Here is a 21,475-nt window from a genome sequence, read left to right on the forward strand (position 1 = left end):
GGCACAATGAGGGAATGACGACGTCACGGCCGAAGATCCGCATGACCGGCACCGAGCGTCGGGAGCAACTCATCGGCGTCGGGCGGCGCGTCTTCGCCGAGCGCGGCGTCGCCGACGCCACCGTCGAGGAGATCGCGGCCGCGGCCGGCGTCACGAAGCCCGTCGTCTACGAGCACTTCGGCGGCAAGGAGGGCCTCTACGCCGTCGTCGTCGATCGGGAGACCCGCGCCCTGCTCGAAACCATCGCCGACGCCATCACCGAAGACATGAGCCCGCGCGAGTTCTTCGAACGCGCCACCGTCGCCGAACTGCACTACATCAGCACGCGCCCCGACGGCTTCCGCGTCCTCATCCGCGACGCCCCGTCCTGGCACTCCACCGGCCCGCTGTCGAGCCTCATGTCCGACCTCGCAACGCAGATCGAGACCTACCTCGCCCGCGTCATGCGCCGCCGCGAGATCGACGAGCGCTTCGCCCCCATCTACGCGCAGATGTTCGTCGGCATGGTCGCCCTCACCGGCGACTGGTGGCTCGAACACGGCCACGAGTTCACCGCCGAAGAAATCGCCGCGCACATGGTCAACCTCGGCTGGAACGGCCTCACCGGCCTCGAAGCCTCACCCCGCCTCGAGACCACGGCCATCGACGCCACCGCGCCGCCGCGCGGCAACTCGTCGCTCGTCACGCGTCTCGATGACGAGGGTGCGGACGGCGCCGCGTCGGCCGACGCCTGAACCGGCGCGAGCTCGGCCGGCACCGCGCCAGAATCTCTCGACGTCAAGTTTCTTGATGCGTCGGTAGACTGCACGCATGACAGGCCACCGCGGACCCCAGCCCGAGACGCGCGGCGACGAGGTCGACGCGATCGTCACAGCCTGGAACACGGTGCGTCCCGATCTCGACGTCACCCCGCTCGACGTCCTCTCGCGCATCAGCCGCATCGCACGTCGCCTCGACCAGGCCCGCTCCTCGGTCTTCACCGAGCACCAGCTCGAAGGCTGGGAGTTCGACGTCATGTCCGCGCTGCGCCGCGCCGGTGAGCCCTTCCAGCTCTCCCCCGGCGCCCTCGTCCAGCAGACCCTCGTCACGTCCGGCACGATGACGAACCGCGTCGACCGCCTCGAGAAGCGCGGCTACGTCGCCCGCGAGCCCTCCCCCAGCGACCGCCGCGGCGTGCTCGTGCGCCTCACACCCGACGGCCTCACCGTCGTCGACGCCGCCTTCGACGCCCTACTCGCCCACGAGCGGCGCCTCCTGTCCGGCATGGACGAACGGGGCCGCGCCGACCTCGCCGACTCCCTGCGCGCCCTTCTCGCCGCCGTCGAGACCTGACGATGACCGCCGACTCCGCGCACCTCCTCGCCCGCGTCCGCGACATCTGCCTCTCGTTCCCCGGCGCCCAGGAGAAGACCTCCCACGGTTCGCCCGTCTTCTACACGACGAAGACGTTCTGCTGGTGGGCCGGCCACGTCCACCGCGACGACCGCGCCCGCGGCGTCCCTGACGACACCCTCGCGCAGGCCATCACGTTCCTGCCCAGCCCCGACGAGCGCGACGCCCTCCTCGCCGACGGCCGCTTCCTCGTCCCCGCCTACCTCGGCACCCGCGGCTGGCTGGCCTACGACCTCAGCGGTCGCCTCGGCGGCCCGGTCGACTGGAGCGAGGTGCACGAGCTGATCGATTCCTCCTACCGCGCGACGGCTGGCAAGCGGCTCATCGCCCAGCTCGACGCCCGCTGACGCGAAGACTTCAGCCGAGCTGCACCCGCAACAGCCCCCTTGGCGTTTCCTTCGCGATGTCGGCGAGCGCCTCATCAAGGCCCGGGAACGCGAACTCGTACCCCGTCGTGGTGAGAACGCCGGGCTCCACCCACCGGCTCTTGAGCACGAGTTCGGGCTCCGTGCGGATGACGCGTCCGCCGAACTCGAGCGACCACCGCGGCAGCGGCACCCCACGATCGGGGAGGCGGCCCGCGAAGTGACGACGCACGGCCGCCGTCAGCGTCCGGTTCGTCACCGGATGCGGCGAGGCCAGGTTCACCGGCCCGGCGATTCGCTCGTCGGCCATGATGTGCCGCACCGCGCAGTACACGTCGTCGAGATGGATCCAGCTGAACACCTGGTCGCCGTCACCCTGCGGCCCGCTGAACCCGAGCCGCGCGAGGTTGATGAGCGGGCTGAGGGCACCGCCGTCCGCGCCGAGCACGATCGACGTTCGCAGCGCCACCTTGCGCACGGACGTCGGGGCGTCGAAGAGTTCACGCTCCCAGGCGCGGGCCACCGACACCGAGAATCCCGTGCCGAGCTCGCCGTCGACTTCGTCCTGCGGCCGGTCACGGGCGTCGCGGTAGATCGTGCCCGTGCTCGCGTTCAGCCAGACGCTCGGCGGGTTCGGGCACCGCGCCAATGCTTCGCCGAGGCTGCGCGTCGTCTCCGTGCGCGAGGAGAAGATCTCGTCGGCCGTCTTCTTCGTGTACCGGCAGCTGACGGAGCGGCCGGCCAGGTTGAGCAGCGCGTCGGCACCGTCGAGCACAGCCGCGAGGTCGTCGTCCCACTGCGCGTCGTTCTGCGTGCCGCGCCCGATCGTGCGGACCTCGAACCCGTCATGCCGGAACGCCTCCTGAAGCCGTCGGCCCATGAAGCCCGAGGCCCCTGCCATGACAATCACGCCTGAGTTCATTTCTGCTCCTTAGACAGCCGGGCGATGAGATCTGTGAGGTCGCCCGTGACGCCCCGGGCGAAAGGCAGGCGCGCGAAGGACAGCAGCTTGCCCACGATGGGCGGAGCGCCCGCGACGAGGGTCTGTGTCCGCTGCAGACCGGGCGAGTCGTCGACGGCCCAGTAGAGCACCACGCCGAGGTAGGCCGTCCACAGCAGCACAGGCAACTGCTCGCCGAGTCGCCCCCTCGGCACCTCGGAGGAGATGACGAGCACGTGGCGCACGAGGGCGATGGCCTCGTCACGCGGCGACGCGGACTCGGCCGAGAACGGGCTGACGCCGGCGCCCGGACGCAGCGCGACGTGCAGCATCGTCGAACCGAAGTCGTGGTACGGCGCGTTGACCTCGATGCCCGCCTCCCACAGCACCCGCAGGTTCTGCGCCAGCGGCGCCCCCTCGCGCAGACGCGGCTCCGCGAGGCGGCGGTGCTCGACCTGGATGCGCCGGTACAACTCCTGGACGAAGGCGTCCTTGCCCTCGAAGTAGTAGTACGCGTTGCCCTGCGAGACACCCGCCTCCGTGGCGATGAGGCGCATCGTCGTCTTCTCGTAACCCCGTTCCCGGAACAGGCGCAGCGCTGTTTCGACGAGCACCTCCTGTGTGGCTTCCGACTTCGTCGTCATGGGCAGCACACTACGCCTTTTTGAACACGTTCAAAACCAATACGCCCGAACACGCGAACGCCCGGTCGGACCGTGGGGTCTGACCGGGCATCGCCGTCGTGCGCCGTCGTCAGCTGAGGAGTTCGGCCGCCTCGAGCCACTCGAGTTCGAGGCCCTCCTTCTCCTCGAGCACGGCCTGCAACTTCATGTTGATCTCGGCGGCCTTGCCGTAGTCGCTCGCCGCAGCGGCGAGTTCGTCGTGAAGCTTCGCCTCGCGGTCGGCCACCTTCGCGAGCTGACGCTCGATGCGCGCCACCGTCTTGCGCGCCTCGCGCTCTTCGGCGGCCGAGACCTGGCGCGCTGGGGCGGGGTCGCCCTCAGCGAGCGATGTCGCGTCGACGCCCTTGGCCGCGGCGCCCTGACGCTCGAACGCCGCCTGCGCCTCGAGGTGGTGCTTGCGCAGTTCGAGGTACTGCTCGACGCCACCGACGAGGTCGAGGATCTTGCCGTCGCCGAGCAGCGCGACCTGGCGGTCACACATGCGCTCGAGGAGGTACCGGTCGTGCGAGACGACGAGCAGGGTGCCCGCCCAGCCGTCGAGCACGTCCTCCATCGACGTCAGCGTCTCGATGTCGAGGTCGTTGGTCGGCTCGTCGAGCAACAGGACGTTCGGCTCGGCCATGAGCAGGCGCAGGAACTGCAGACGCCGACGCTCACCACCCGACAGCTCGGAGACGCGCGACTGCTGACGCCCGCCCGAAAACCCGAGCCGCTTCGCCAGCTGCGAGGCGGAGGTCTCCTTGCCGTCGAGCACGATGTAGCTCGCCACGTCAGTGATGGCCTCGATGACGCGCCAGCCCTCGACCGTGTCGAGTTCGCGCACCTCCTGCGTGAGGTACGCGATCTTGACGGTCTTGCCCTCCTTGCGCTTGCCCGCCGACAGCTCCTGCTGCCCGGCGATCGCGCGCAGCAGAGTCGACTTGCCCGCACCGTTCACCCCGACGATGCCCGTGCGCTCACCCGGAGCGAGGCGCCACGTCTGCTTGGCGAGCAGCTCCCGCCCGCCGACGGTGATCGACGCGTCGATGAGGTCGACGACGTCCTTGCCCAGGCGCGTCGTCGCGAAGCGCACGAGTTCGACGTCGTTGCGCGGGTCCGGCTCGTTCTTGATGAGCTCGTTCGCGGCGTCGATGCGGAACTTCGGCTTGCTTGTGCGCGCCGGCGCCCCGCGCTGCAGCCACGCGAGTTCCTTGCGCAGGAGGTTCTGCCGACGCTCCTCCGTGACGGCGGCGATGCGCGCCCGCTCGGCCTTCGCGAGGACGAAGGCGGCGTACCCACCCTCGTACTGCTCGACGCGGCCGTCGATGACCTCCCACGTGTTCGTGCTCGTGGCGTCGAGGAACCACCGGTCGTGGGTGATCGTGACGAGCGCCGTACCGGGCCGGTTGCGGCGCGTCGACAGGAACGTGGCGAGCCACTGGACGCCCTCGACGTCGAGGTGGTTGGTGGGCTCGTCGAGCAGAAGGAGGTCGGGGTCGTCGACGAGGAGGCGCGCGAGCGCGATGCGGCGGCGCTCACCACCCGACTTCGGGCCGACGACGTCGGAGAGCTCCATGCCCGGAATGAGTCCGTTGATGACGTCTCGGATGCGCGCGTCACCGGCCCACTCGTGCTCCGCGCGGTCGCCGACGACGGCGTCGAGCACGGTCGATTCCGGCGGAATCGTGTCGGTCTGGGTCAGCATGCCGAGCGTCAGGCCGTTCGTGCGCGTGAGGCGGCCGCCGTCGACGGCGTGCACGCCCGCGAGCACCTTGAGCAGCGTCGACTTGCCTCCACCGTTGCGGCCCACGATGCCGATGCGGTCGCCGCCGGAGATGCCCAGCGACACGTCGTCGAGCAACTGCTGGGTGCCGAGGGCGAGTGAGATCTTCTCAGCGGAGACGAGGTTGACCATGGCCGCGATTCTCCCCCACCGCGGCGGGCCGCCCAAACCTGAGGGCCTGCGTCAGTCGACGACGAGCACCTGGGCGCCGTGGGGCGTCGAACTGGCGTGGACGAAGTCGTCCGCCAGGCCACCGGCTTCCAGCACGCGCCGCAGGGCGACGGCGTCCTGCCGATCCTTGAGCAGGAACGCGACCGTGGGGCCCGAGCCCGACACGAGCGCGCACAGCGCCCCCATCTCGAGGCCCATCTCCATGAGCGGGCGCAGTGACGGCATGAGCGACATTGCGGCCGACTCGAGATCGTTGTGCATGGCGAGCGCAACGCCGTGCACGTCACCCGAACGCAGGCTCGCGAGCAAACTGTCGGACGGCTGCGGCTCGGGCACGTCCTCACCCTCGCGCAGCCGGTCACACTCGGCGTACACGGACGGCGTCGAGAGCCCCTCGTGCGTGAGCGCGAACAGCCACTCGAAGGTACCGGTGGCGAGCACCGGGACGATCTGCTCGCCGCGGCCCGTACCGAGCGCGGTGCCCCCGGTGAGGGCGAACGGCACGTCGGATCCGAGCTCGGCGGCGATCTCCTCGAGCTCGTGTCGGCGCAGGCCGAGCCCCCACAGGGTGTCGCACGCGACGAGGGTGGCGGCCGCGTCGGCCGAACCGCCGGCCATGCCGCCCGCCACCGGGATGGCCTTGACGATGCTGATCGCGCACCGCTCCTCGACGTCGAAGCGCTCGGCGAGCAGCGCCGCCGCGCGGTAGGCGAGGTTGGTCTCGTCCGTGGGCACCTTGTCCTCGCCGACGCCCGTGACGCTGACAGAGAACTCGGCGTCCGGCGTCACCGTCACCTCGTCGAAGATGTCGACGGCGTGGAACGTGGTGGCGAGGTCGTGGAAACCGTCGTCGCGCAACGGACCGACCCGCAGCTCGAGATTCACCTTGGCGGGAACCCGAACGACGACCCGGGTGGCACGTGCGATCTCAGCGGTCATGCCCCCACCCTATGCACGCGGCGTGTCGCCCATGGCCTCTCGCGCTGCGGCGATGGCCGCGAACTCCTCGATGCCGAGGCGTTCACCGCGGGTACGCGGGTCGATGCCGGCCGCGACGAGCGCCGCCTCGGCCTTGTCGGCACCACCGGCCCACCCCGCCAGCGCCGCCCGCAGCGTCTTGCGACGCTGCGCGAATGCCGCGTCGATGCAGGCGAAGACGCTCTCGCGCGACGCGCTCGTCGTCGGCGGCTCGCGGCGCGCCATCGCGACGAGACCGGAGTCGACGTTGGGAGCGGGCCAGAATACGTTGCGTCCGACACGGTCGGCGAGGCGAACGTCGGCGTACCAAGCCGCCTTGACGCTCGGGACACCGTAGACCTTGCTGCCTGGCTCGGCCGCGAGGCGCTGCGCCACCTCCAGCTGCACCATGACGAGCACGCGCTCGAGGGAGGCGAAGAACTCGAGGAAGTTGAGCACCACCGGCACCGACACGTTGTACGGCAGGTTCGCGACGAGCGCCGTCGGCTCGTGCGGCAACGACGTGACGGTGAGCGCGTCGGCCTGGACGAGGGTGAGCTTGTCGGCATCGGCCGGCGCGAATGTCTCGACGGTGGCGGGTAGCTGCGCCGCGAGGTTCGGATCCACCTCGATGGCCGTGACGCCGGCGACCTGCGGCAGCAACGCGAGCGTCAAGGACCCGAGCCCCGGGCCGACCTCGACGACGTGGTCGCCCGGGCCCACCCCGGCGAGGCGCACGATCTTGCGCACCGTGTTCGGGTCGATGACGAAGTTCTGCCCCCACGTCTTCGTCGGGCGAACCCCGAGACGCTCGGCGAGCGCCCGAATGTCAGCGGCCGACAGCAACCCCTGCGTCTCGCCGGGCTCGGTACGTGCAGCCTGCGCGGCATCGTCAACCATGCGCCCACCCTATCGGGCATGCGCGAAGCGGCCGCCTCCCGAAGGAGACGACCGCTTCGTCACGAACGACCTGTTGGTCAGCCCTTGTGGCAGATCGGCCAAGCGCCCGGGCCCTGCACGGCGAGGACCTTGTCGGCGATCGCCATCTGCTGCGCCGGGGTGGCGAGGTCGGCGCGCGGCGCGTACGCCGTACCGCCGAAGCCGGCCCACGTCTGCTGCGTGAACTGCAGACCACCGTAGAAGCCGTTACCGGTGTTGATGCTCCAGTTGTTGCCCGATTCGCACGAGGCGATGCGGTTCCAGTAGCCGGAGCGCGAGCTGCCGCCGGGAGCAGCGGACTGCTGCTTCTTCGGTGCGGACTGCTGCGTCACTGCCTGACGGGCCTGCGAGCGCGAGACCTGCTTCTGAGCCTGCGGCTGGGCGGCCTGGGCCTGACCCGTGCCGATCGTGATGACGCGGCGCACGGCGCTCTTGGTCACCTTGGAGTCGATCGACTTCGAGGAGACGACACGCTCGCCCTTCTTGGCGGAGCGGTACGTGACGGTGGCGGCGCCGTCGCGGCCGGCCTGCGTCACCTTGGACGTGCCCTTGGGCATGTCCTTGCTGTAGACGTAAACCGTCTTGTTCGGGACGGCCTCGACCTGGGTCCAGTTCACGTACGTGAGAGCCGGGGCGGCCTGGCGGGCCTGCGAGCGCGAAGCGCGCTTCGAGTCGTTCTTGGTGGCCTGTGTCTGCTTGGACGTGGCGCTCTCCGACGGCTTCGCCGAGGACGTGCTCGGGGACGGCGTGGAGGAGGTGCTCGACGAGCTCGAGCTGATCGTGGGAACGTCGGACGCCGTGTTCGAGTCGGACGTGCCGCAGGCAGCGAGCGTCGAGGCGGCCGCAACAGCAGCGACGGCGGCGAGCGAGCGGGACGTGGTGCGGCTGGTGAGGTTGGTCATCATGCTCCGATGTCGTAGGTCCCGGCACTGGGCGCACGCGCACGCTGCGGTAACAGCGGGAAGAGGCTGACGTTCCTGATGAGAACGTGGCCGAAGCCCCCTTCGAGGGGCGGCGCGTCCGGTGATCCAGACTCGGGCGAACCCGATACACCTTGCCGAAAGCACGGGCACGGATCAAACCAAGGTAACGAAAATGTAACGCGAGGCAGGCGGGGCCACTCTGAAACGCGCGCTATCGCAGGCGAAAAGCCGTGCGTGTGGCGTTCGTCACACCACCGGCTCATAGTGGCGCCGCGATCAACTCGGACCTGCCTGGGTACGAGGCGTTCACCACGGTCCGTAGACGCGCTCCGAGTTCTCGCTCAGGGCCGCGCAGAGCGTCGAGACGTCGACGTTCTTGACCTCGGCCAGGGCGCGCACCGTGAGGGGCACGAGCGCGGGGGCGTTCGTCGCGCCGCGGTGCGGCGACGGCGTCAGATACGGAGCGTCCGTCTCGACGAGCAGGTTCTCGAGCGGCACCTGGGCCAGGGCGTCGCGCAGATCACGCGCGTTCTTGAACGTGACGACGCCCGCCACCGAGACGTAGTACCCGCGCTCGACGCACTCGCGCGCCATCTCGACGTCACCGCTGAAGCAGTGCAGCACCGTGACGTCCGGCGCGCCGTCCTCGGCGAGGATGCGCATGACGTCGTCGTGCGCGTCACGGTCGTGGATCTGCAGTGCCTTGCCGAGCTTCTTCGCGAGGGCGATGTGCCAGCGGAAACCGCTCTGCTGCACGGCGATGCCGTCGGGGCCGGTGCGGAAGTAGTCGAGGCCCGTCTCCCCCACCGCGCGCACCCGGGAGTGCTGGGCGATGCGCTCGATCTCGACGTACGCCGCGTCCAACTCGCCCGCCTCCGCGAGCTTCGGCACCTCGTTGGGGTGCAGCGCGACCGCGCCGAGAAGCTCGGGGTGCTCGTCGATGACGCGTTCGGTGAAGCGCGCTCCGTCGAGATCGCACCCGACCTGCACCATGCGGTCGACGCCGACCGCCACCGCTTCGTCGATCGTGCGGCGAACGTCGGGCGTCGGCGCCCCGTCACGGCTGATGTCGAGGTGCGTGTGGTTGTCGACGACGGCCAGCGGCAACGGTTGAGGCGCCTCCGGCTTGTCGCGGTACGTGCGGTTCTCGTCGTTCATCGCCCCTCCTCGCGGGGTGTTCGCCCTCGGCTCAGGCCGAGGCGTTCATCCGCTCGAGTTCCTCGTCGACGACCGACGGGTCGAACTTCTTGAACGCAGGCTTCGGCTTGGCGACCGGCGTGCCCGGCGTGATGTCGCGCGGCTGCCAGCACGGCGTGTTCGAGTACTCGCCCGTGATGATGCGGTACGGGCGGCCGTCGTCGAGGTCGGTGACCTCCTTCGCCACCGGCATCGGCATGAACTCGCCCTCGCCGCCCATGACCTCGTGCACGAGGTTGGCCGAGAACGGCACGAACGGCGCCATCATCGTGTTGAGGTCGACGACACACTGAGCCAGCGTGTGCAGCACCGTCGCGAGACGTTCGCGCTGATCGTCGCCCTTGAGCTTGAACGGCTCCGTCACGGTGACGTAGCGGTTGGCCTCACCGACGAGGCGCATCGTCTCCGTGAGCGCCGCCTTGAGTCGGTTGCGCTCGATGAGCGATCCGACGGTGGCGAAGCCGCCGCGCACCTGCTCGAGCACGGCGCGATCGACGTCCTCGAGCTCGCCCGGGGACGGGATCTCACCGAAGTTCTTGTGGATCATGTTCGCCGTGCGGTTGACGAGGTTGCCCCAGCCCGCGACGAGCTCGGAGTTGTTGCGCTGCACGAACTCCGCCCACGTGAAGTCGGCGTCCTGCGCCTCCGGCCCGGCCGCACAGATGAAGTAGCGCAGCGGATCCGGGCCGTAACGCTCCACGACGTCCTTGACGTAGATGACGTGCCCGCGGCTCGTGGAGAACTGCTTGCCCTCCATCGTCATGAACTCGGAACTCACGACCTCGCTGGGCAACTCCAGGCGACCGAACTCGCTCACCGAACCGCCCTTCGAGCCCTCACCGTTCGCACCGAGAAGCTCCGCGGGCCAGATCTGACTGTGGAAGGTGATGTTGTCCTTCCCCATGAAGTACTTCGAGATGATCGCTCCTTCGTCGCGATCATCGCGAAGTCCTTCTGATGTCTTCTGGGCGCCGCTCCTCGCTGCGCTCGTCGCGTCACCGGTGCTCGCTTCGCTCGCGGCCGCGGTCTGGTCGACGAGCTGGCGCGCCACGTCGGCGTTCCACCACTCGCGCCACTTGTCGGGCTCGCCGAGGCGGCGCGCCCACTCGATGGACGCCGACAGGTAGCCGACGACGGCGTCGAACCACACGTAGAGGCGCTTCGTCGGAAGGTCGCGCCAGCCGTCGAGCGGCACCGGGATGCCCCAGTCGATGTCGCGCGTCATGGCGCGCGGACGGATCTCCTTGAGGATGTTCTGGCTGAACTTGATGACGTTCGGGCGCCACGAGCCCTCCGCCTCACGGCCGTCGAGCCACGCCGCGAGGGCGTCGGCGAGGGCCGGAAGGTCGAGGAAGAAGTGTTGCGTCTCGATGAACTCCGGCGTCTCGCCGTTGATCTTCGACTTCGGGTCGATGAGATCGGTGGGGTCGAGCTGGTTACCGCAGTTGTCGCACTGATCGCCGCGCGCCTCGGGGTACTTGCAGATCGGGCAGGTGCCCTCGATGTAGCGGTCGGGTAGCGTGCGGCCGGTCGACGGGCTGATGGCGCCGCTCGTCGTCTGCTCGACCATGTAGCCGTTCTCGTGCAGGGCGAGGAACAGTTTCTGCACGACGTCGTAGTGGTTGGCCGTCGTCGTGCGGGTGAACAGGTCGTACGACAGGCCGAGGCCGACGAGGTCGTCGACGATGATGCTCGCGTTCTCGTCCGCGAACTCCTGCGGGGTCTTGCCCGCCTTCTCCGCCATGATGACGATCGGGGTGCCGTGCTCGTCCGTACCCGACACCATGAGGACGTCGTGGCCGGCCATCCGCATGTAGCGGCTGTAGACATCGGAGGGCACACCGAAACCGGCGACGTGCCCGATGTGACGGGGGCCGTTGGCGTACGGCCAGGCAACAGCGGAAAGCACCTTGGTCATGCGGGCCAGTCTAGGAGGCGCCGACAAATCAGCTCCGTGGCGTTCACGACAGGCCGATTCTGTAGACGTTTCGCGTCATATATGACGCCGAACGTCTACAGAATCGGGTTGTCCACAGGGGCTCTGCGGGCGGGCCGCTGCTCGGGTCACTCTGGGGTGCATGGAGCCCTCGTCCCGGCTGGTCGCCGAACTCGCGCGTGAGTTGGCGACGCCGACGTTCGGCGTCGTGTCGCGGCGGCAACTGAACGCCGCCGGCATCGATCGTCACGCGATACGGACGCAGGTTCGTGCCGGGCGGTGGGCACCCCACGGCGCCCACGCCCTTCGAATCCACGACGCACCGTGGTGCCCGGTGCGGAGCGTGATCATTAGCAGCGTTCTCAATGCCGGCGCCTCGGCGTGGGCCGACGGTGAGGCGGCCCTCGTCCTCGCGGGCTTCGAGGGATGGCGCTCGTCGCGTATTGATGTCGGGCTTCCGCGAGGCTCACGAGGGCGCGCCGAGGGCGCTGTTCCGCCGGATGTCGAGTCCGGGTTCTCGCGCGGCGGGCCGCGCAGCGCGACGATCCACCACCACTGCCTGGCAGCCGTTCCGCGACTCCTGCCGCACCCCGTCGCCCGGGCGCACCCGTCCGTTGCCGCACTCCGTGCTGCAGCGTGGGCTGCGAGCGATCGGCAAGCCGCAACGCTCCTCGCGATGACGGTGCAGCAGCGCATCGTCCGCGCCGATCAGCTCCTCGACGCCCTCACGCTCCTACCGAAGCTGCCGCGTCGTGCGCTCATCACGGGGGTCCTTGCCGACATCACGGGCGGGAGTGAATCGATGGGTGAGCTCGACTTCGTCCGCGAGTGCCGCCGCCGACGGTTGCCCGTGCCGAGCCGTCAGGTCACGCGTCACGGCGCCGGCGGCCGGATCTACCTCGATGTCTTCTGGGAGGAGGCCGGTCTCGTCGTCGAGGTGGACGGCGCGCACCACTTCGTCGGCGACGCCCCGATTGCGGACGCGCTGCGTCAGAACGACGTGACGCTCCAGAACCTCACGGTGCTACGCATCCCGCGCCTGGCGCTCCGGGTCAATCCCGAACCGTTCTTCGCCCAGATCGAACGGATCCTCACGGACCGAGGGATTCTGTAGACGTTGCGCGTCACATATGTCGCCGAACGTCTACAGAATCGGGGAATAGGGGTGCGTGTGCCACAGTTGTCGCAATGTTTTGACGCTTTGACGACAAGGGACGCCCATGTTCGCTGCACTGACCGGTGCGGGACTCTCCGCTGCGGCAGGCCTCAACGCCTACATTCCGTTCCTCCTCGTGGCGCTCCTCGCGCGCTTCACGGACGTCGCCAACCTGCCGGCCGGGTTCGAGTGGGTCGAGAGCACGTGGGCCATCGTCATCGGGGCGGTCCTTCTCATCGGCGAGGTGGTCGTGGACAAGATCCCGGCCCTCGACTCCGTCAATGACGCCCTCGGCACCGTCGTGCGTCCCGCGTCCGGCGCGGTCGTGTTCGCCGCCACTGCCGCGGCCGCCGACCTTGACAGCTCCGCCTGGATGACCGATCACCCGTGGGTCGGCCTCATCGGCGGCGCCATCGTCGCGGGCATCTTCCACACCGGCAAGGCTGCGGCCCGACCGGTCGCCAACGCCGGAACGGCGGGCTTCGCCGCCCCTGTTCTGTCGACCGCCGAGGACGCCGCCGCCGTCACCCTGAGCCTTGCCGCGGTCTTCGCGCCGGTGCTGGCCCTCGTCCTGCTGCTCCTCGTCGCGTGGATGCTGTGGCGCGCCTGGCGCAGCGTCGTGCGGATGCGTGAGCGTCGAGCCGATCGACGCCGCGCCGCCGGGGTGGTCTGACGATGGCTTTCCCCCGACTCGACCGCGACCCTGACATCGAAGGTCGCATCCGACGCCGTCGGCGTATCCGTAACTTCCTCATTGGGGCCGTTCTGGCGGTCGCCGTCATCGCCGGTGTGCAGACGTGGCGCAACGTCACCCACGAGAAGTCGACGGCGCACGTGGCGACGAAGACGGTCACCGTCATCTCCGCCGAGCGCAAGGGCGACGACGTTCACGTCCGCGCCCGCCTCGACGCGCCGTCCCCCGCAGGCACCTCACACGAACTCGAGGGCGTCGTGCCCGCGTCGACGTGGAACCTGACGAAAGTGCTGTGGGCCTGCTACCCACCGAGCGACCCCGACCGTGGTGAACTGCGCACTCCGCTCGATCCCGACTGCACGAACTTCGTCAAAAACCTCGACTGATCAGCGAGCCGCGATACTCGCGTCGTAGAGCGCCTTCCTCGACAGGCCCGTGGCCTCCGCGACCTGGGCACACGCGTCCTTGAGGCGCACGCCGCCACTCGCGAGATCGAGCACGGTGGCGACGCCGTCCTCGAGCGAAACCTCCTTCGCAGCACCGCCTTCGACGACGACGGTGATCTCACCCCGTGCCCCCTCAACGGCCCATTCGGCGAGCTCCGCGAGACCGCCACGGCGCACCTCCTCGTAGGTCTTCGTCAGCTCACGACAGACGGCGGCGCGACGCTCGCCGCCGAACGCCTCCGCCATCGCCTCGAGCGTCGCGGCCAACCGGTGCGGCGCCTCGAAGAAGACCATCGTGCGCTGCTCGTCCGCGAGGCCCGCCAGCATGCGCGAACGCTCCCCCGCCTTGCGCGGCGGGAATCCCTCGAAGCAGAACCGGTCGACGGGCAGGCCCGACACCGCGAGCGCCATGAGCACGGCCGACGGCCCGGGCACACACGTCACCGCGAGGTCGCGCTCGACACACGCCGCGACGAGGCGATACCCCGGGTCGGAGACGCTCGGCATACCGGCGTCCGTGACGAGCAGGACGCGCTCGCCGGCGGCGATGCGCTCGACGATCTCCGGCGTGCGTCGGGCCTCGTTGTGCTCGTGGTAACTCAGCATCGTGCCGCTCGGCGTGACGCCGAGGGCGTCGCACAGACGCTTCGTGCGGCGCGTGTCCTCGGCCAGGACGACCGGCGCATCGGTGAGTTCCTGCGCGAGGCGCGGCGCGGCGTCTGCGGGGTCACCGATCGGGGTGGCGGCCAAGACGAGGGCGCCCTCGGACGACGAGATCTGCTTCACCGGCCCATCGTGTCACGGCTCGTGCACGCGCTCCGGTCGCACCGATTAGGCTCGGGGCGCAAGGTTCCACGCCCGGCGCACGCCGCCGGACGACCTCTGAGGACGGCCCACGGTGAATGCGAGCACGAGCGTCGAGCCCGACGACGAATCGGCGACTGCCGAGCCCGCCACCGACGTTTCGCGCGAAGAACTCGATCTGCGCCGCCGTCTGCTCGGCGAACCGCTCACCGCGAAGGCGAAGCTGTGGGGCTGGATCGGTCCCCTGATCGTCACCGTTCTGGCCGGGTTCCTACGCCTGTGGGATCTCGGGCGACCGCACCAGCTCGTGTTCGACGAGACGTATTACGTCAAGCAGGGCTGGTCGATGATGCTCTACGGGCACGAGCGCAAGGTGCCCGAGAACATGCCCGAGCCCGACGCGTTCTTCACGCACAACCAGGTCGCCACCGTCTACGGGCCGGAGCCGGACTTCATCGTCCACCCGCCGTTCGGCAAGTGGGTCATCGGCGCCGGTGAGCACCTCTTCGGCATCACATCGTCGTTCGGGTGGCGCATCTCCGTCGCGCTCGCCGGCACGCTTGCGGTGCTCCTCGTCGGGCGTGCCGCCTGGCACCTGTTCCGTTCCGCCACCCTCGCGACGATCGCCGCGATCCTCACCGCGTTCGAGGGCATGGAGTTCGTCATGTCGCGCACGTCGGTGCTCGACGGGCTCGTCAGCTTCTGGGCGCTCGCCGCGTTCGTCGCGATCCTCGCCGACCGCGACCGCACCCGTCGCCTGCTCGCCCACAAGGTCGCAACGCTCAAGAACGACGGCACATGGGACGGCGACGACAAGATCGGCCAGCGGCTGCGCCTCGGCGGGCCGTCGCTCGGTCTGCGTCCGTGGCGTTGGGTCGCCGCCGTCTGCCTGGGCCTCGGCATGGCGACGAAGTGGTCGGACGGCTTCTACCTCGTCGCCCTCGGGCTCGTGAGCGTCTTCTGGGATCTGGGCGCCCGCCGCGCCATCGGGGCGCGCCGCTGGTTCTCGAGCACGATCGTCAAGGACGGCTTCACCGGCGCGCTCATCATGGTGCCCGTGGCCTGCCTGACGTACCTGGTCACCTGGGCCGGCTGGCTGCGCTCCACCGACGGTTGGGGTCGTCACTGGGCCGAACAGAACCCCGCGACGAAGGACACCGGCTTCTCGCCCGACTCGAGCCTCTTCGGGTGGATGCCGGACGCCCTGCGGAGCCTGTGGCAGTACCACATCCAGATGTACGACTCGGCGAAGAGCATCACCTCGCCGCACACCTACCAGTCGAACCCGTGGACCTGGATGGCGCAGACGCGCCCCACGTCGTTCTTCTACGAGAGCCCGGCCAGGGGCGTCGAGGGGTGCGGCGTCAACGAGTGCTCGAAGGCCATCACGTCGCTCGGCAACGTGAGCATCTGGTGGGCCGGTATCGGCGCCATCCTCGTGTGCCTGTTCATGTGGGCGTTGCGCCGCGACTGGCGCCCCGGCGTCCTGCTCGCCCTCATCGCGGCCGGCTGGCTGCCCTGGTTCGGCTACCAGGAGCGCACGATCTTCACGTTCTACGCCGTCGTTTTCGCGCCCTACGTCATCCTCGCGGTGACGTACTGTCTCGGCCTCATCCTCGGCCCGGCGCACGCCTCGCTCAAGCGTCGACGTATCGGCGCGGGGGTGGTCGGCGCGTACGTCGTGCTGGCCGTCGGCGTCTTCATCTTCTTCTGGCCGATCTACACGGCGCAGGTCATCCCGCACAGTCACTGGAGCTGGCGGATGTGGCTGCCGTCCTGGATCTGACGCACGTCGGGGCCTCGGCACGTCAGGTCACGATCCCGGCACGATCGCCGAAACTTCGATTGTGCATATTGCCGTGGGGCAGGTGCCGGGTGCAGAGTGCGACGCATGAACGCACCCCAGCCTGACTCCGACGGCCCGTCGGCCCTGAGCAGCGGCCTCAAGCCGCGGCACGTCACGATGATCTCGATCGCGGGCGTCATCGGCGCCGGCCTCTTCGTCGGTTCGGCCGCAGCGATCAAGCTCGCCGGCCCGTCCGTTCTCATCTCCTACGCGCTCGCCGGGACGCTCGTCGTCCTCGTCATGCGCATGCTCGGCGAGATGGCGACGGCGAACCCCGACTCGGGTTCCTTCTCCGTCTACGCCGACCGCGCGCTCGGGCGCTGGGCCGGCTTCTCGATCGGCTGGCTGTACTGGTGGTTCTGGGTGCTCGTCATCCCGGTCGAAGCCACGGCCGGAGCGAAGATTCTCTCCGGCTGGATCGACTGGCCACAGTGGGTGTTCGCGCTCATCATCACGGCGCTCCTCACGGTGACGAACCTGTTCTCGGTCGCGAACTACGGCGAGTTCGAGTTCTGGTTCGCGCTCGTCAAGGTGCTCGCCATCGTCGGGTTCATCGGCCTCGGTATGTTTGCGATTCTCGGGCTGCTCCCCGGTTCACACACATCCGGCTTGAGCGGCTTCACCGACTACGGCTTCTTCGCCGACGGCTGGAGCGGCGTGCTCGCGGCCATGCTCACAACGATGTTCACCTTCATGGGCACCGAGATCGTGACGATCGCCGCGGCGGAGTCGAACAACCCCGTCGAGGGCATCCGCAAGGCCGTGAACTCCGTCATCTGGCGTATCTCGCTGTTCTACCTGGGCTCGATCTTCGTCGTCATCGCCCTGACGAAGTGGAACAGCGCTTCGCTGCAGGAGAACGGTTCCTACCAGGAGGCGCTCAACAACATGGGGTTGAGCAAGCTGGCGACGGTGCTCGCATTCGTCATCCTGACGGCGGTTGCGTCGTGTCTGAACTCGGCGCTCTACACGGCCAGCCGCATGGCCTACAGCCTGGGTCAGCGCGGCGACGCACCGAAGGCGTTCGCGTCGACGAACAAGCGCGGCGTGCCGCAGGTGGCCATTCTCGCGTCGGTCGCCGTGGGCTTCCTGGCCGTGTTCGGCAACTATCTGCTGCCGGAGAAGATCTTCACGTACCTGCTGTCGACGTCCGGTGCGATCGCACTGTTCGTCTACATCGTCATCGCCGTGACGCAGCTGCGCGCACGTGCGGCGATGGACAAGACGGGCGCACGCCCGGCCGTCCGAATGTGGGCGTTCCCGGTGCTGACGTACGTGACGATCGCGTTCATCGTCTTCACGCTCGGCGCGATGGCGCTGCGCGAGGACCAACAGCTCAACCTGTTCCTGACGCTCGGCCTCGCGGCCGTCGTCATCGGGGTCGGTGTGACCAAGCACGGCTTCCGTGGGGGCAGCGAGGACGAGATCATCAGGGCCGTCGAGTCGGCCGATACTGCCGAGGTGGCCGACGACGTCGCGACGTCCGGGCCGCCGAGGGCCTGACGCTCGGGGTTGCTCGTTCGGGCGTGCCCGCTCTTCGTTCGCTGAGGGCGGGCCCCGTTGTGTGCGCGAGGTTTCGGCTCGCCGAGACCGGTTGGCCGAGTGTTCACCTCGGTGGTAACGTGTCACTCGCTTCAAGGGGCTATGGCGCAGTTGGTAGCGCGTCTCGTTCGCAATGAGAAGGTCTGGGGTTCGAATCCCCATAGCTCCACCAACGTCAGAACGGCCAGGACACGCTTTTCGTCCTGGCCGTTCTGACGTTTATCGAACTCTGTGATTCGAGGAGCCGCCGCAGCGGAGCGAGGACGGCGGAGTCCCCATAGCTCGCGGAGGGGAACCCACCCCAGTGGTCGCCTCCCGCGCGAAGGGACGAAATCTTCCCTTCTTGCGCGCAACCCGGCCCCTTGGACACCACAAGGGAAGGATCCTTCCCTCCCTGCGCAGGAGCTGCGAGGGCGAGCGTCAGGCACCCGGTCGACATCGCCGAGACACCCGCGCCATCTTCGCGTGGACGCCGCCCCGCGCTGGCCGCGCACGATGCTCCTCACGGCGAACGTCACAAGAATCAGCCAGGCGAGCAGCGCCAGCGGGATGAAGCAGGTGACCGTACGGACTGGGTCGGTCCTAGCTGTACTGGCCGGAGCCGAGGCGGTACACCTCGACTTCCTCCCCCACCCGCCTGTCACCCTCGATGAACCCCAGCCGGCGATCATCGAAATAGATCGCCAGCCGCGGAGACTTTCCTGCCCCACCGCCCGAGAACCGGTCCGTGACCACGCCGTGCACCTTCAGCGGCTCGGTGGCGCGGTCTTGCACGGCCTGACGCCAGGCCATCGCTCCGATGCCGCAGAACGCCACGGTGGCGAAGGCGAGCAACCCGATGAGGAACACTGCGGCCGATCGCTTCATCGGTGGGTGTTTCGTCCCGCGGGTCGCCATGACGGAATTTCTACGAATCCTGGACGCGGCGGCCCGACTCAGGCACCCCTCGTCCGCACAGAACTTCCAACCTTGGGCCTTGTGCGGCCAACACGACCGTCAGCAGGCGCACAACGCCCAACCTTGGGAGGTTTTCGCCGCCACAGGGCGACCCACGCAGCAGCCAGCCCGCGACAGACGAAGGCGCCCACCGCTTCACAGCGATGGGCGCCTTCGTCAGGACGTTGCGGCGGGGTCAGCCGGCGCGGTAGACCTCGGGCAGTTCGTCGTAGTCCTCGTCGAGGGCCATGCCATCGAAGGGAATCTCGTCGACGGGTGCGTTCTCGTAGCGGGCGGCGAGCGGGCGGGTGTCGGTCTCGTCGACCGTGGCCGCAGGCGCAACCTCCTCGCGCTCGGCCTTGGCCTTCATCGTGTACGTCGGACGCGGGACGTCGACCGGCGCCCACTGGCGTGCGTCGAACACCTCGGCCTCGGCCTTCGCGACGGCGTCCGTGTGCGTCTCGGTCTCGACGACCTCGACAGCTTCCTCACGCTCGACCGGCGTCTGCGCAACAAGCGGCGAACGCTTCGTCGAGGTGGCAGCCGGAGCGGCAGCCTTCGCGGTCGGCGCCGCGGCAGCGGACTTCGGCGCACCCTCGGCGGACGCCTCGGGCGCGTGCACCGGACGAGCGGCCGGCTTGGCCGCGTGAGCCTGACGTGCCGCGATGGCGCTGCGGCGCAGCCACACGACGACGCCACCGACAGCAGCGAGACCGAGCAGCGGCGTCCACGCCGGCACGACACCTAACGGCGCGAGCACAACCGTGAGCACGAGAAGTGCCAGAGCGGCGAGGAGCGCGCCGGCCTTTACCTCCGGGGAAGAGAGGGAAAGACCACCGAGGCGCTTCGTCGCCTTCGTCGTGGAAGCGGCAGCAGGAGCGACCGATTCGGTGCCAGCAGCGTCAGCAGCGGGCTTGGCACCCTTGACCGAGACCTGGGGGCGAAGCAGCGTCGGCTTCGCCTCCTCGTCGCGACGAGTCGCTTGCGCCTTCACCGGCGTTCGACGTTCGAGCATCCTCATCGCCTCCGAGAATCGGTCGACGGTGCGGGCCGTTGCGAGGTCTTCGCGGCGCCGCACCCAGTGCTGGAGCATGTAGGCAGCCCACACGGCAAAGATGACGAAGAAAATCAGGCTGCTGGATCTCACGTCACAAAGGCTATGGGTCGAACACATCACAACGAGTGAGACACGCCGGGCGTGTCGCGCCTCGCTCCTGACGGGTTTCGGGTATCAGCCCGAAAGTCGCCCCACGAGACCGCCCGCACCGACCTCGTCGGCCGTCACGGCGAACGTGCGGTGATCACGCCACTCCCCCGCGATGTGGAGGAAAGAACGGCGCACGCCCTCGTCGCGGAGGCCGAGTTTCTCCACCACCCGAAGCGAATTCACGTTCTCGGGGCGCACGTTGATCTCGATGCGGTGCAGCCGCTCGACACCGAAGCAGTGGTCGATCGCCATGGCCACCGCGGCCGGCGTGATACCCCGGCCCGCGTACCGCTCGGCAATCCAGTACCCGATGGTGCCGCCTTGCTGGGCGCCGCGCACGATGCTGAACACGTGCACCTGCCCCGCCAGGCGCCCGTCGACGGTGAGGACCCACGGCAGCAGTCGTCCCGCGCGTCCTTCGGCGTCCTGGAAGGCGATGGCTTTGCGGTAACTCAACGCCTCCTGCGGATAGGGGTTCGTCGAATCCCACGGCCCCGTCCACGCGCTGCTCTCGCGGCGCAACGCGCTCCACTCCTCGCGGTCACGACGAGGATGCAGGGGCCGCAACTCGATGCGCGAACCGCTCCAGGCGCCACCGATCGTCACAGGCCACGGACGTCGGCTCAATGCGCACCGCCATGCAACTGGTCGAGAACGTGGTCGAGGACGCCGTCGAGCACGGCGAGACCGTCCTTCACGCCGCCCTTCGACCCGGGCAGATTAACGACGAGCGCCCGTCCCGTCGCGTTGGCCGACGCGGCAACGCCGGCGAGACCGCGCGACAGCACCGCCGTCGGGATGCCCGCCGCAACACCGCGAGCGCGCACCGCCTCGGCGAGACCGGGAAGGTCGGCCAACAGGTGGGGGCGCGTCTGCTCCGGGGTGGCGTCGCTCGGCGCGACGCCGGTGCCACCCGTGGTGATGACGACGTCGGCGCCCACGCCGAGGGCCGCGCCGATCGCGGTGCCCACCGCGTCGCCGTCGGGAACGACCTGGGAGGCGACCTCGAATCCCCGGCCCTCGAACCAGTTCACGATGGCCGGCCCCGTCTCGTCCTCGTACTGCCCAGCCGCGGCGCGCGTGGAGCACGTCACGACGACAGCGCGGGCGTCACTCATGCCAGTCACCGCTTCGGCCGCCCGACTTCGCGACGACCCGCACGTCCGTGATGCGCGCGTGCTTGTCGACCGCCTTGACCATGTCGATGAGCGCAAGCGCCGCGACGCTCACGCAGGTGAGCGCCTCCATCTCGATTCCGGTGCGGTCCGCGGTGACCACGGTGGCGCGGATGTCGACGCCGTCGTCGGCCACGTCCAGATCGACCTCGACGCCGTGCACTGCGATGGGGTGCGCGAGCGGGATGAGCTCCGGGGTGCGCTTGGCCGCCTGAAGGCCCGCGATGCGGGCGACGGCGATGGCGTCACCCTTGGGCACTGCGCCGTCCCGCAGAGCGGCAATGGCGTCGGGGTGCAGGAGCACCCGCCCGGCGGCCGAGGCAGAGCGCTGCGTCACGGCCTTGCCCGCCACGTTGACCATGTGCGCGCTGCCGTCGGCCCGCACGTGCGTGAGATCGCTCATG

The 21,475-nt window shown here is 69.1% G+C and carries 22 protein-coding genes and 1 tRNA gene; 9 read left to right on the top strand and 14 right to left on the bottom strand.

What is annotated here, in order from left to right:
• Positions 1-14: 14 nt before the first annotated feature.
• The 3 genes from IM689_RS05800 (at position 15) to IM689_RS05810 (ending at position 1,739) form a co-directional block, all read left to right on the top strand.
• Positions 15-734 (top strand): TetR/AcrR family transcriptional regulator, encoded by a 720-nt coding sequence (locus IM689_RS05800; RefSeq protein ID WP_227484564.1) that lies wholly within the window; start codon positions 15-17, stop codon positions 732-734.
• 76 nt (positions 735-810) lie between these two features.
• Positions 811-1,332: a MarR family winged helix-turn-helix transcriptional regulator gene (locus IM689_RS05805; protein WP_193643265.1), complete on the top strand. Its 522-nt coding sequence runs from the start codon at positions 811-813 to the stop codon at positions 1,330-1,332.
• A gap of 2 nt (positions 1,333-1,334) precedes the next feature.
• Positions 1,335-1,739 carry an MmcQ/YjbR family DNA-binding protein gene (locus IM689_RS05810; protein ID WP_193643266.1) on the top strand — a complete coding sequence of 135 codons (405 nt, stop codon included), beginning with the start codon at positions 1,335-1,337 and terminating at the stop codon, positions 1,737-1,739.
• Between the two features lie 10 nt (positions 1,740-1,749).
• Here the strand turns inward: IM689_RS05810 and IM689_RS05815 are convergent, their stop codons facing one another.
• The 8 genes from IM689_RS05815 to metG all read right to left on the bottom strand — a co-directional run bounded on the left by IM689_RS05815 (position 1,750) and on the right by metG (position 11,247).
• Positions 1,750-2,679 (bottom strand): TIGR01777 family oxidoreductase, encoded by a 930-nt coding sequence (locus IM689_RS05815; protein WP_193643267.1) that lies wholly within the window; start codon positions 2,677-2,679, stop codon positions 1,750-1,752.
• Positions 2,676-3,341: a TetR/AcrR family transcriptional regulator gene (locus IM689_RS05820; protein WP_193643268.1), complete on the bottom strand. Its 666-nt coding sequence runs from the start codon at positions 3,339-3,341 to the stop codon at positions 2,676-2,678. The genes IM689_RS05815 and IM689_RS05820 overlap by 4 nt, the downstream gene beginning before the upstream one ends.
• Before the next feature lie 109 nt (positions 3,342-3,450).
• A complete protein-coding gene (locus IM689_RS05825; RefSeq protein WP_193643269.1) occupies positions 3,451-5,274 on the bottom strand; it encodes an ABC-F family ATP-binding cassette domain-containing protein in 1,824 nt (607 codons plus the stop codon).
• Positions 5,275-5,325: 51 nt separating this feature from the next.
• Positions 5,326-6,252 carry a 4-(cytidine 5'-diphospho)-2-C-methyl-D-erythritol kinase gene (locus IM689_RS05830; protein ID WP_193643270.1) on the bottom strand — a complete coding sequence of 309 codons (927 nt, stop codon included), beginning with the start codon at positions 6,250-6,252 and terminating at the stop codon, positions 5,326-5,328.
• A 9-nt stretch (positions 6,253-6,261) separates the two neighbouring features.
• Positions 6,262-7,170, bottom strand: a complete 909-nt coding sequence (rsmA, locus tag IM689_RS05835; protein WP_193643271.1) for a 16S rRNA (adenine(1518)-N(6)/adenine(1519)-N(6))-dimethyltransferase RsmA — start codon at positions 7,168-7,170, stop codon at positions 6,262-6,264.
• 77 nt (positions 7,171-7,247) lie between these two features.
• Positions 7,248-8,111, bottom strand: a complete 864-nt coding sequence (locus tag IM689_RS15010; protein WP_193643272.1) for a resuscitation-promoting factor — start codon at positions 8,109-8,111, stop codon at positions 7,248-7,250.
• Between the two features lie 327 nt (positions 8,112-8,438).
• A complete protein-coding gene (locus IM689_RS05845) occupies positions 8,439-9,290 on the bottom strand; it encodes a TatD family hydrolase (RefSeq protein WP_047312261.1) in 852 nt (283 codons plus the stop codon).
• A gap of 31 nt (positions 9,291-9,321) precedes the next feature.
• Positions 9,322-11,247: a methionine--tRNA ligase gene (gene metG, locus IM689_RS05850; protein ID WP_193643273.1), complete on the bottom strand. Its 1,926-nt coding sequence runs from the start codon at positions 11,245-11,247 to the stop codon at positions 9,322-9,324.
• A gap of 160 nt (positions 11,248-11,407) precedes the next feature.
• On the opposite strand from metG, the gene IM689_RS05855 reads away from it, so the two are divergent.
• The 3 genes from IM689_RS05855 to IM689_RS05865 all read left to right on the top strand — a co-directional run bounded on the left by IM689_RS05855 (position 11,408) and on the right by IM689_RS05865 (position 13,501).
• On the top strand, positions 11,408-12,379 hold the full coding sequence (locus IM689_RS05855; RefSeq protein ID WP_193643274.1) for a PDDEXK family nuclease: 972 nt from the start codon (positions 11,408-11,410) through the stop codon (positions 12,377-12,379).
• 106 nt (positions 12,380-12,485) lie between these two features.
• Complete coding sequence (locus tag IM689_RS05860; protein WP_193643275.1) at positions 12,486-13,094, top strand: DUF4126 domain-containing protein; 609 nt, start codon at positions 12,486-12,488, stop codon at positions 13,092-13,094.
• A gap of 2 nt (positions 13,095-13,096) precedes the next feature.
• Positions 13,097-13,501 carry a hypothetical protein gene (locus IM689_RS05865; protein WP_193643276.1) on the top strand — a complete coding sequence of 135 codons (405 nt, stop codon included), beginning with the start codon at positions 13,097-13,099 and terminating at the stop codon, positions 13,499-13,501.
• Here IM689_RS05865 and rsmI read toward each other — a convergent pair whose 3' ends face one another.
• Entirely contained in the window at positions 13,502-14,338 is an 837-nt protein-coding gene (rsmI, locus tag IM689_RS05870; RefSeq protein WP_193643584.1) for a 16S rRNA (cytidine(1402)-2'-O)-methyltransferase, read from the bottom strand.
• A gap of 121 nt (positions 14,339-14,459) precedes the next feature.
• Here rsmI and IM689_RS05875 point away from each other — a divergent pair, with 121 nt between their 5' ends.
• The 3 genes from IM689_RS05875 (at position 14,460) to IM689_RS05885 (ending at position 17,925) form a co-directional block, all read left to right on the top strand.
• Positions 14,460-16,151, top strand: coding sequence for a dolichyl-phosphate-mannose--protein mannosyltransferase (locus tag IM689_RS05875; protein WP_082128857.1), 1,692 nt, complete (start codon positions 14,460-14,462; stop codon positions 16,149-16,151).
• 105 nt (positions 16,152-16,256) lie between these two features.
• On the top strand, positions 16,257-17,714 hold the full coding sequence (locus tag IM689_RS05880) for an amino acid permease (protein WP_193643277.1): 1,458 nt from the start codon (positions 16,257-16,259) through the stop codon (positions 17,712-17,714).
• Positions 17,715-17,849: 135 nt separating this feature from the next.
• A tRNA-Ala gene (locus IM689_RS05885) sits at positions 17,850-17,925 on the top strand.
• A gap of 410 nt (positions 17,926-18,335) precedes the next feature.
• Here IM689_RS05885 and IM689_RS05890 read toward each other — a convergent pair.
• The 5 genes from IM689_RS05890 to moaC form a co-directional block, all read right to left on the bottom strand.
• Entirely contained in the window at positions 18,336-18,620 is a 285-nt protein-coding gene (locus IM689_RS05890; RefSeq protein ID WP_193643278.1) for a hypothetical protein, read from the bottom strand.
• Positions 18,621-18,885: 265 nt separating this feature from the next.
• Positions 18,886-19,836: a hypothetical protein gene (locus IM689_RS05895; RefSeq protein ID WP_193643279.1), complete on the bottom strand. Its 951-nt coding sequence runs from the start codon at positions 19,834-19,836 to the stop codon at positions 18,886-18,888.
• A gap of 84 nt (positions 19,837-19,920) precedes the next feature.
• Positions 19,921-20,523, bottom strand: a complete 603-nt coding sequence (locus IM689_RS05900; RefSeq protein ID WP_193643280.1) for a GNAT family N-acetyltransferase — start codon at positions 20,521-20,523, stop codon at positions 19,921-19,923.
• Complete coding sequence (locus IM689_RS05905) at positions 20,520-21,014, bottom strand: MogA/MoaB family molybdenum cofactor biosynthesis protein (RefSeq protein WP_193643281.1); 495 nt, start codon at positions 21,012-21,014, stop codon at positions 20,520-20,522. Before IM689_RS05905 ends, IM689_RS05900 begins: the two co-directional genes overlap by 4 nt.
• Positions 21,007-21,474: a cyclic pyranopterin monophosphate synthase MoaC gene (gene moaC, locus IM689_RS05910; RefSeq protein WP_129665692.1), complete on the bottom strand. Its 468-nt coding sequence runs from the start codon at positions 21,472-21,474 to the stop codon at positions 21,007-21,009. Before moaC ends, IM689_RS05905 begins: the two co-directional genes overlap by 8 nt.
• Position 21,475 lies beyond the last annotated feature (1 nt).

Origin of the sequence: Dermacoccus barathri, from assembly GCF_015070805.1 — a bacterium.
In the GTDB taxonomy this organism is placed as follows: domain Bacteria; phylum Actinomycetota; class Actinomycetes; order Actinomycetales; family Dermatophilaceae; genus Dermacoccus; species Dermacoccus abyssi.

Coding starts and splice junctions, on each gene's coding strand:
- IM689_RS05800 (WP_227484564.1), top strand. CDS start 15: ATGACGACGTCACGGCCGAAGATCCGCATGACCGGCACCGAGCGTCGG.
- IM689_RS05805 (WP_193643265.1), top strand. CDS start 811: ATGACAGGCCACCGCGGACCCCAGCCCGAGACGCGCGGCGACGAGGTC.
- IM689_RS05810 (WP_193643266.1), top strand. CDS start 1,335: ATGACCGCCGACTCCGCGCACCTCCTCGCCCGCGTCCGCGACATCTGC.
- IM689_RS05815 (WP_193643267.1), bottom strand. CDS start 2,679: ATGAACTCAGGCGTGATTGTCATGGCAGGGGCCTCGGGCTTCATGGGC.
- IM689_RS05820 (WP_193643268.1), bottom strand. CDS start 3,341: ATGACGACGAAGTCGGAAGCCACACAGGAGGTGCTCGTCGAAACAGCG.
- IM689_RS05825 (WP_193643269.1), bottom strand. CDS start 5,274: ATGGTCAACCTCGTCTCCGCTGAGAAGATCTCACTCGCCCTCGGCACC.
- IM689_RS05830 (WP_193643270.1), bottom strand. CDS start 6,252: ATGACCGCTGAGATCGCACGTGCCACCCGGGTCGTCGTTCGGGTTCCC.
- rsmA (WP_193643271.1), bottom strand. CDS start 7,170: ATGGTTGACGATGCCGCGCAGGCTGCACGTACCGAGCCCGGCGAGACG.
- IM689_RS15010 (WP_193643272.1), bottom strand. CDS start 8,111: ATGACCAACCTCACCAGCCGCACCACGTCCCGCTCGCTCGCCGCCGTC.
- IM689_RS05845 (WP_047312261.1), bottom strand. CDS start 9,290: ATGAACGACGAGAACCGCACGTACCGCGACAAGCCGGAGGCGCCTCAA.
- metG (WP_193643273.1), bottom strand. CDS start 11,247: ATGACCAAGGTGCTTTCCGCTGTTGCCTGGCCGTACGCCAACGGCCCC.
- IM689_RS05855 (WP_193643274.1), top strand. CDS start 11,408: ATGGAGCCCTCGTCCCGGCTGGTCGCCGAACTCGCGCGTGAGTTGGCG.
- IM689_RS05860 (WP_193643275.1), top strand. CDS start 12,486: ATGTTCGCTGCACTGACCGGTGCGGGACTCTCCGCTGCGGCAGGCCTC.
- IM689_RS05865 (WP_193643276.1), top strand. CDS start 13,097: ATGGCTTTCCCCCGACTCGACCGCGACCCTGACATCGAAGGTCGCATC.
- IM689_RS05880 (WP_193643277.1), top strand. CDS start 16,257: ATGAACGCACCCCAGCCTGACTCCGACGGCCCGTCGGCCCTGAGCAGC.
- IM689_RS05890 (WP_193643278.1), bottom strand. CDS start 18,620: ATGAAGCGATCGGCCGCAGTGTTCCTCATCGGGTTGCTCGCCTTCGCC.
- IM689_RS05905 (WP_193643281.1), bottom strand. CDS start 21,014: ATGAGTGACGCCCGCGCTGTCGTCGTGACGTGCTCCACGCGCGCCGCG.
- moaC (WP_129665692.1), bottom strand. CDS start 21,474: ATGAGCGATCTCACGCACGTGCGGGCCGACGGCAGCGCGCACATGGTC.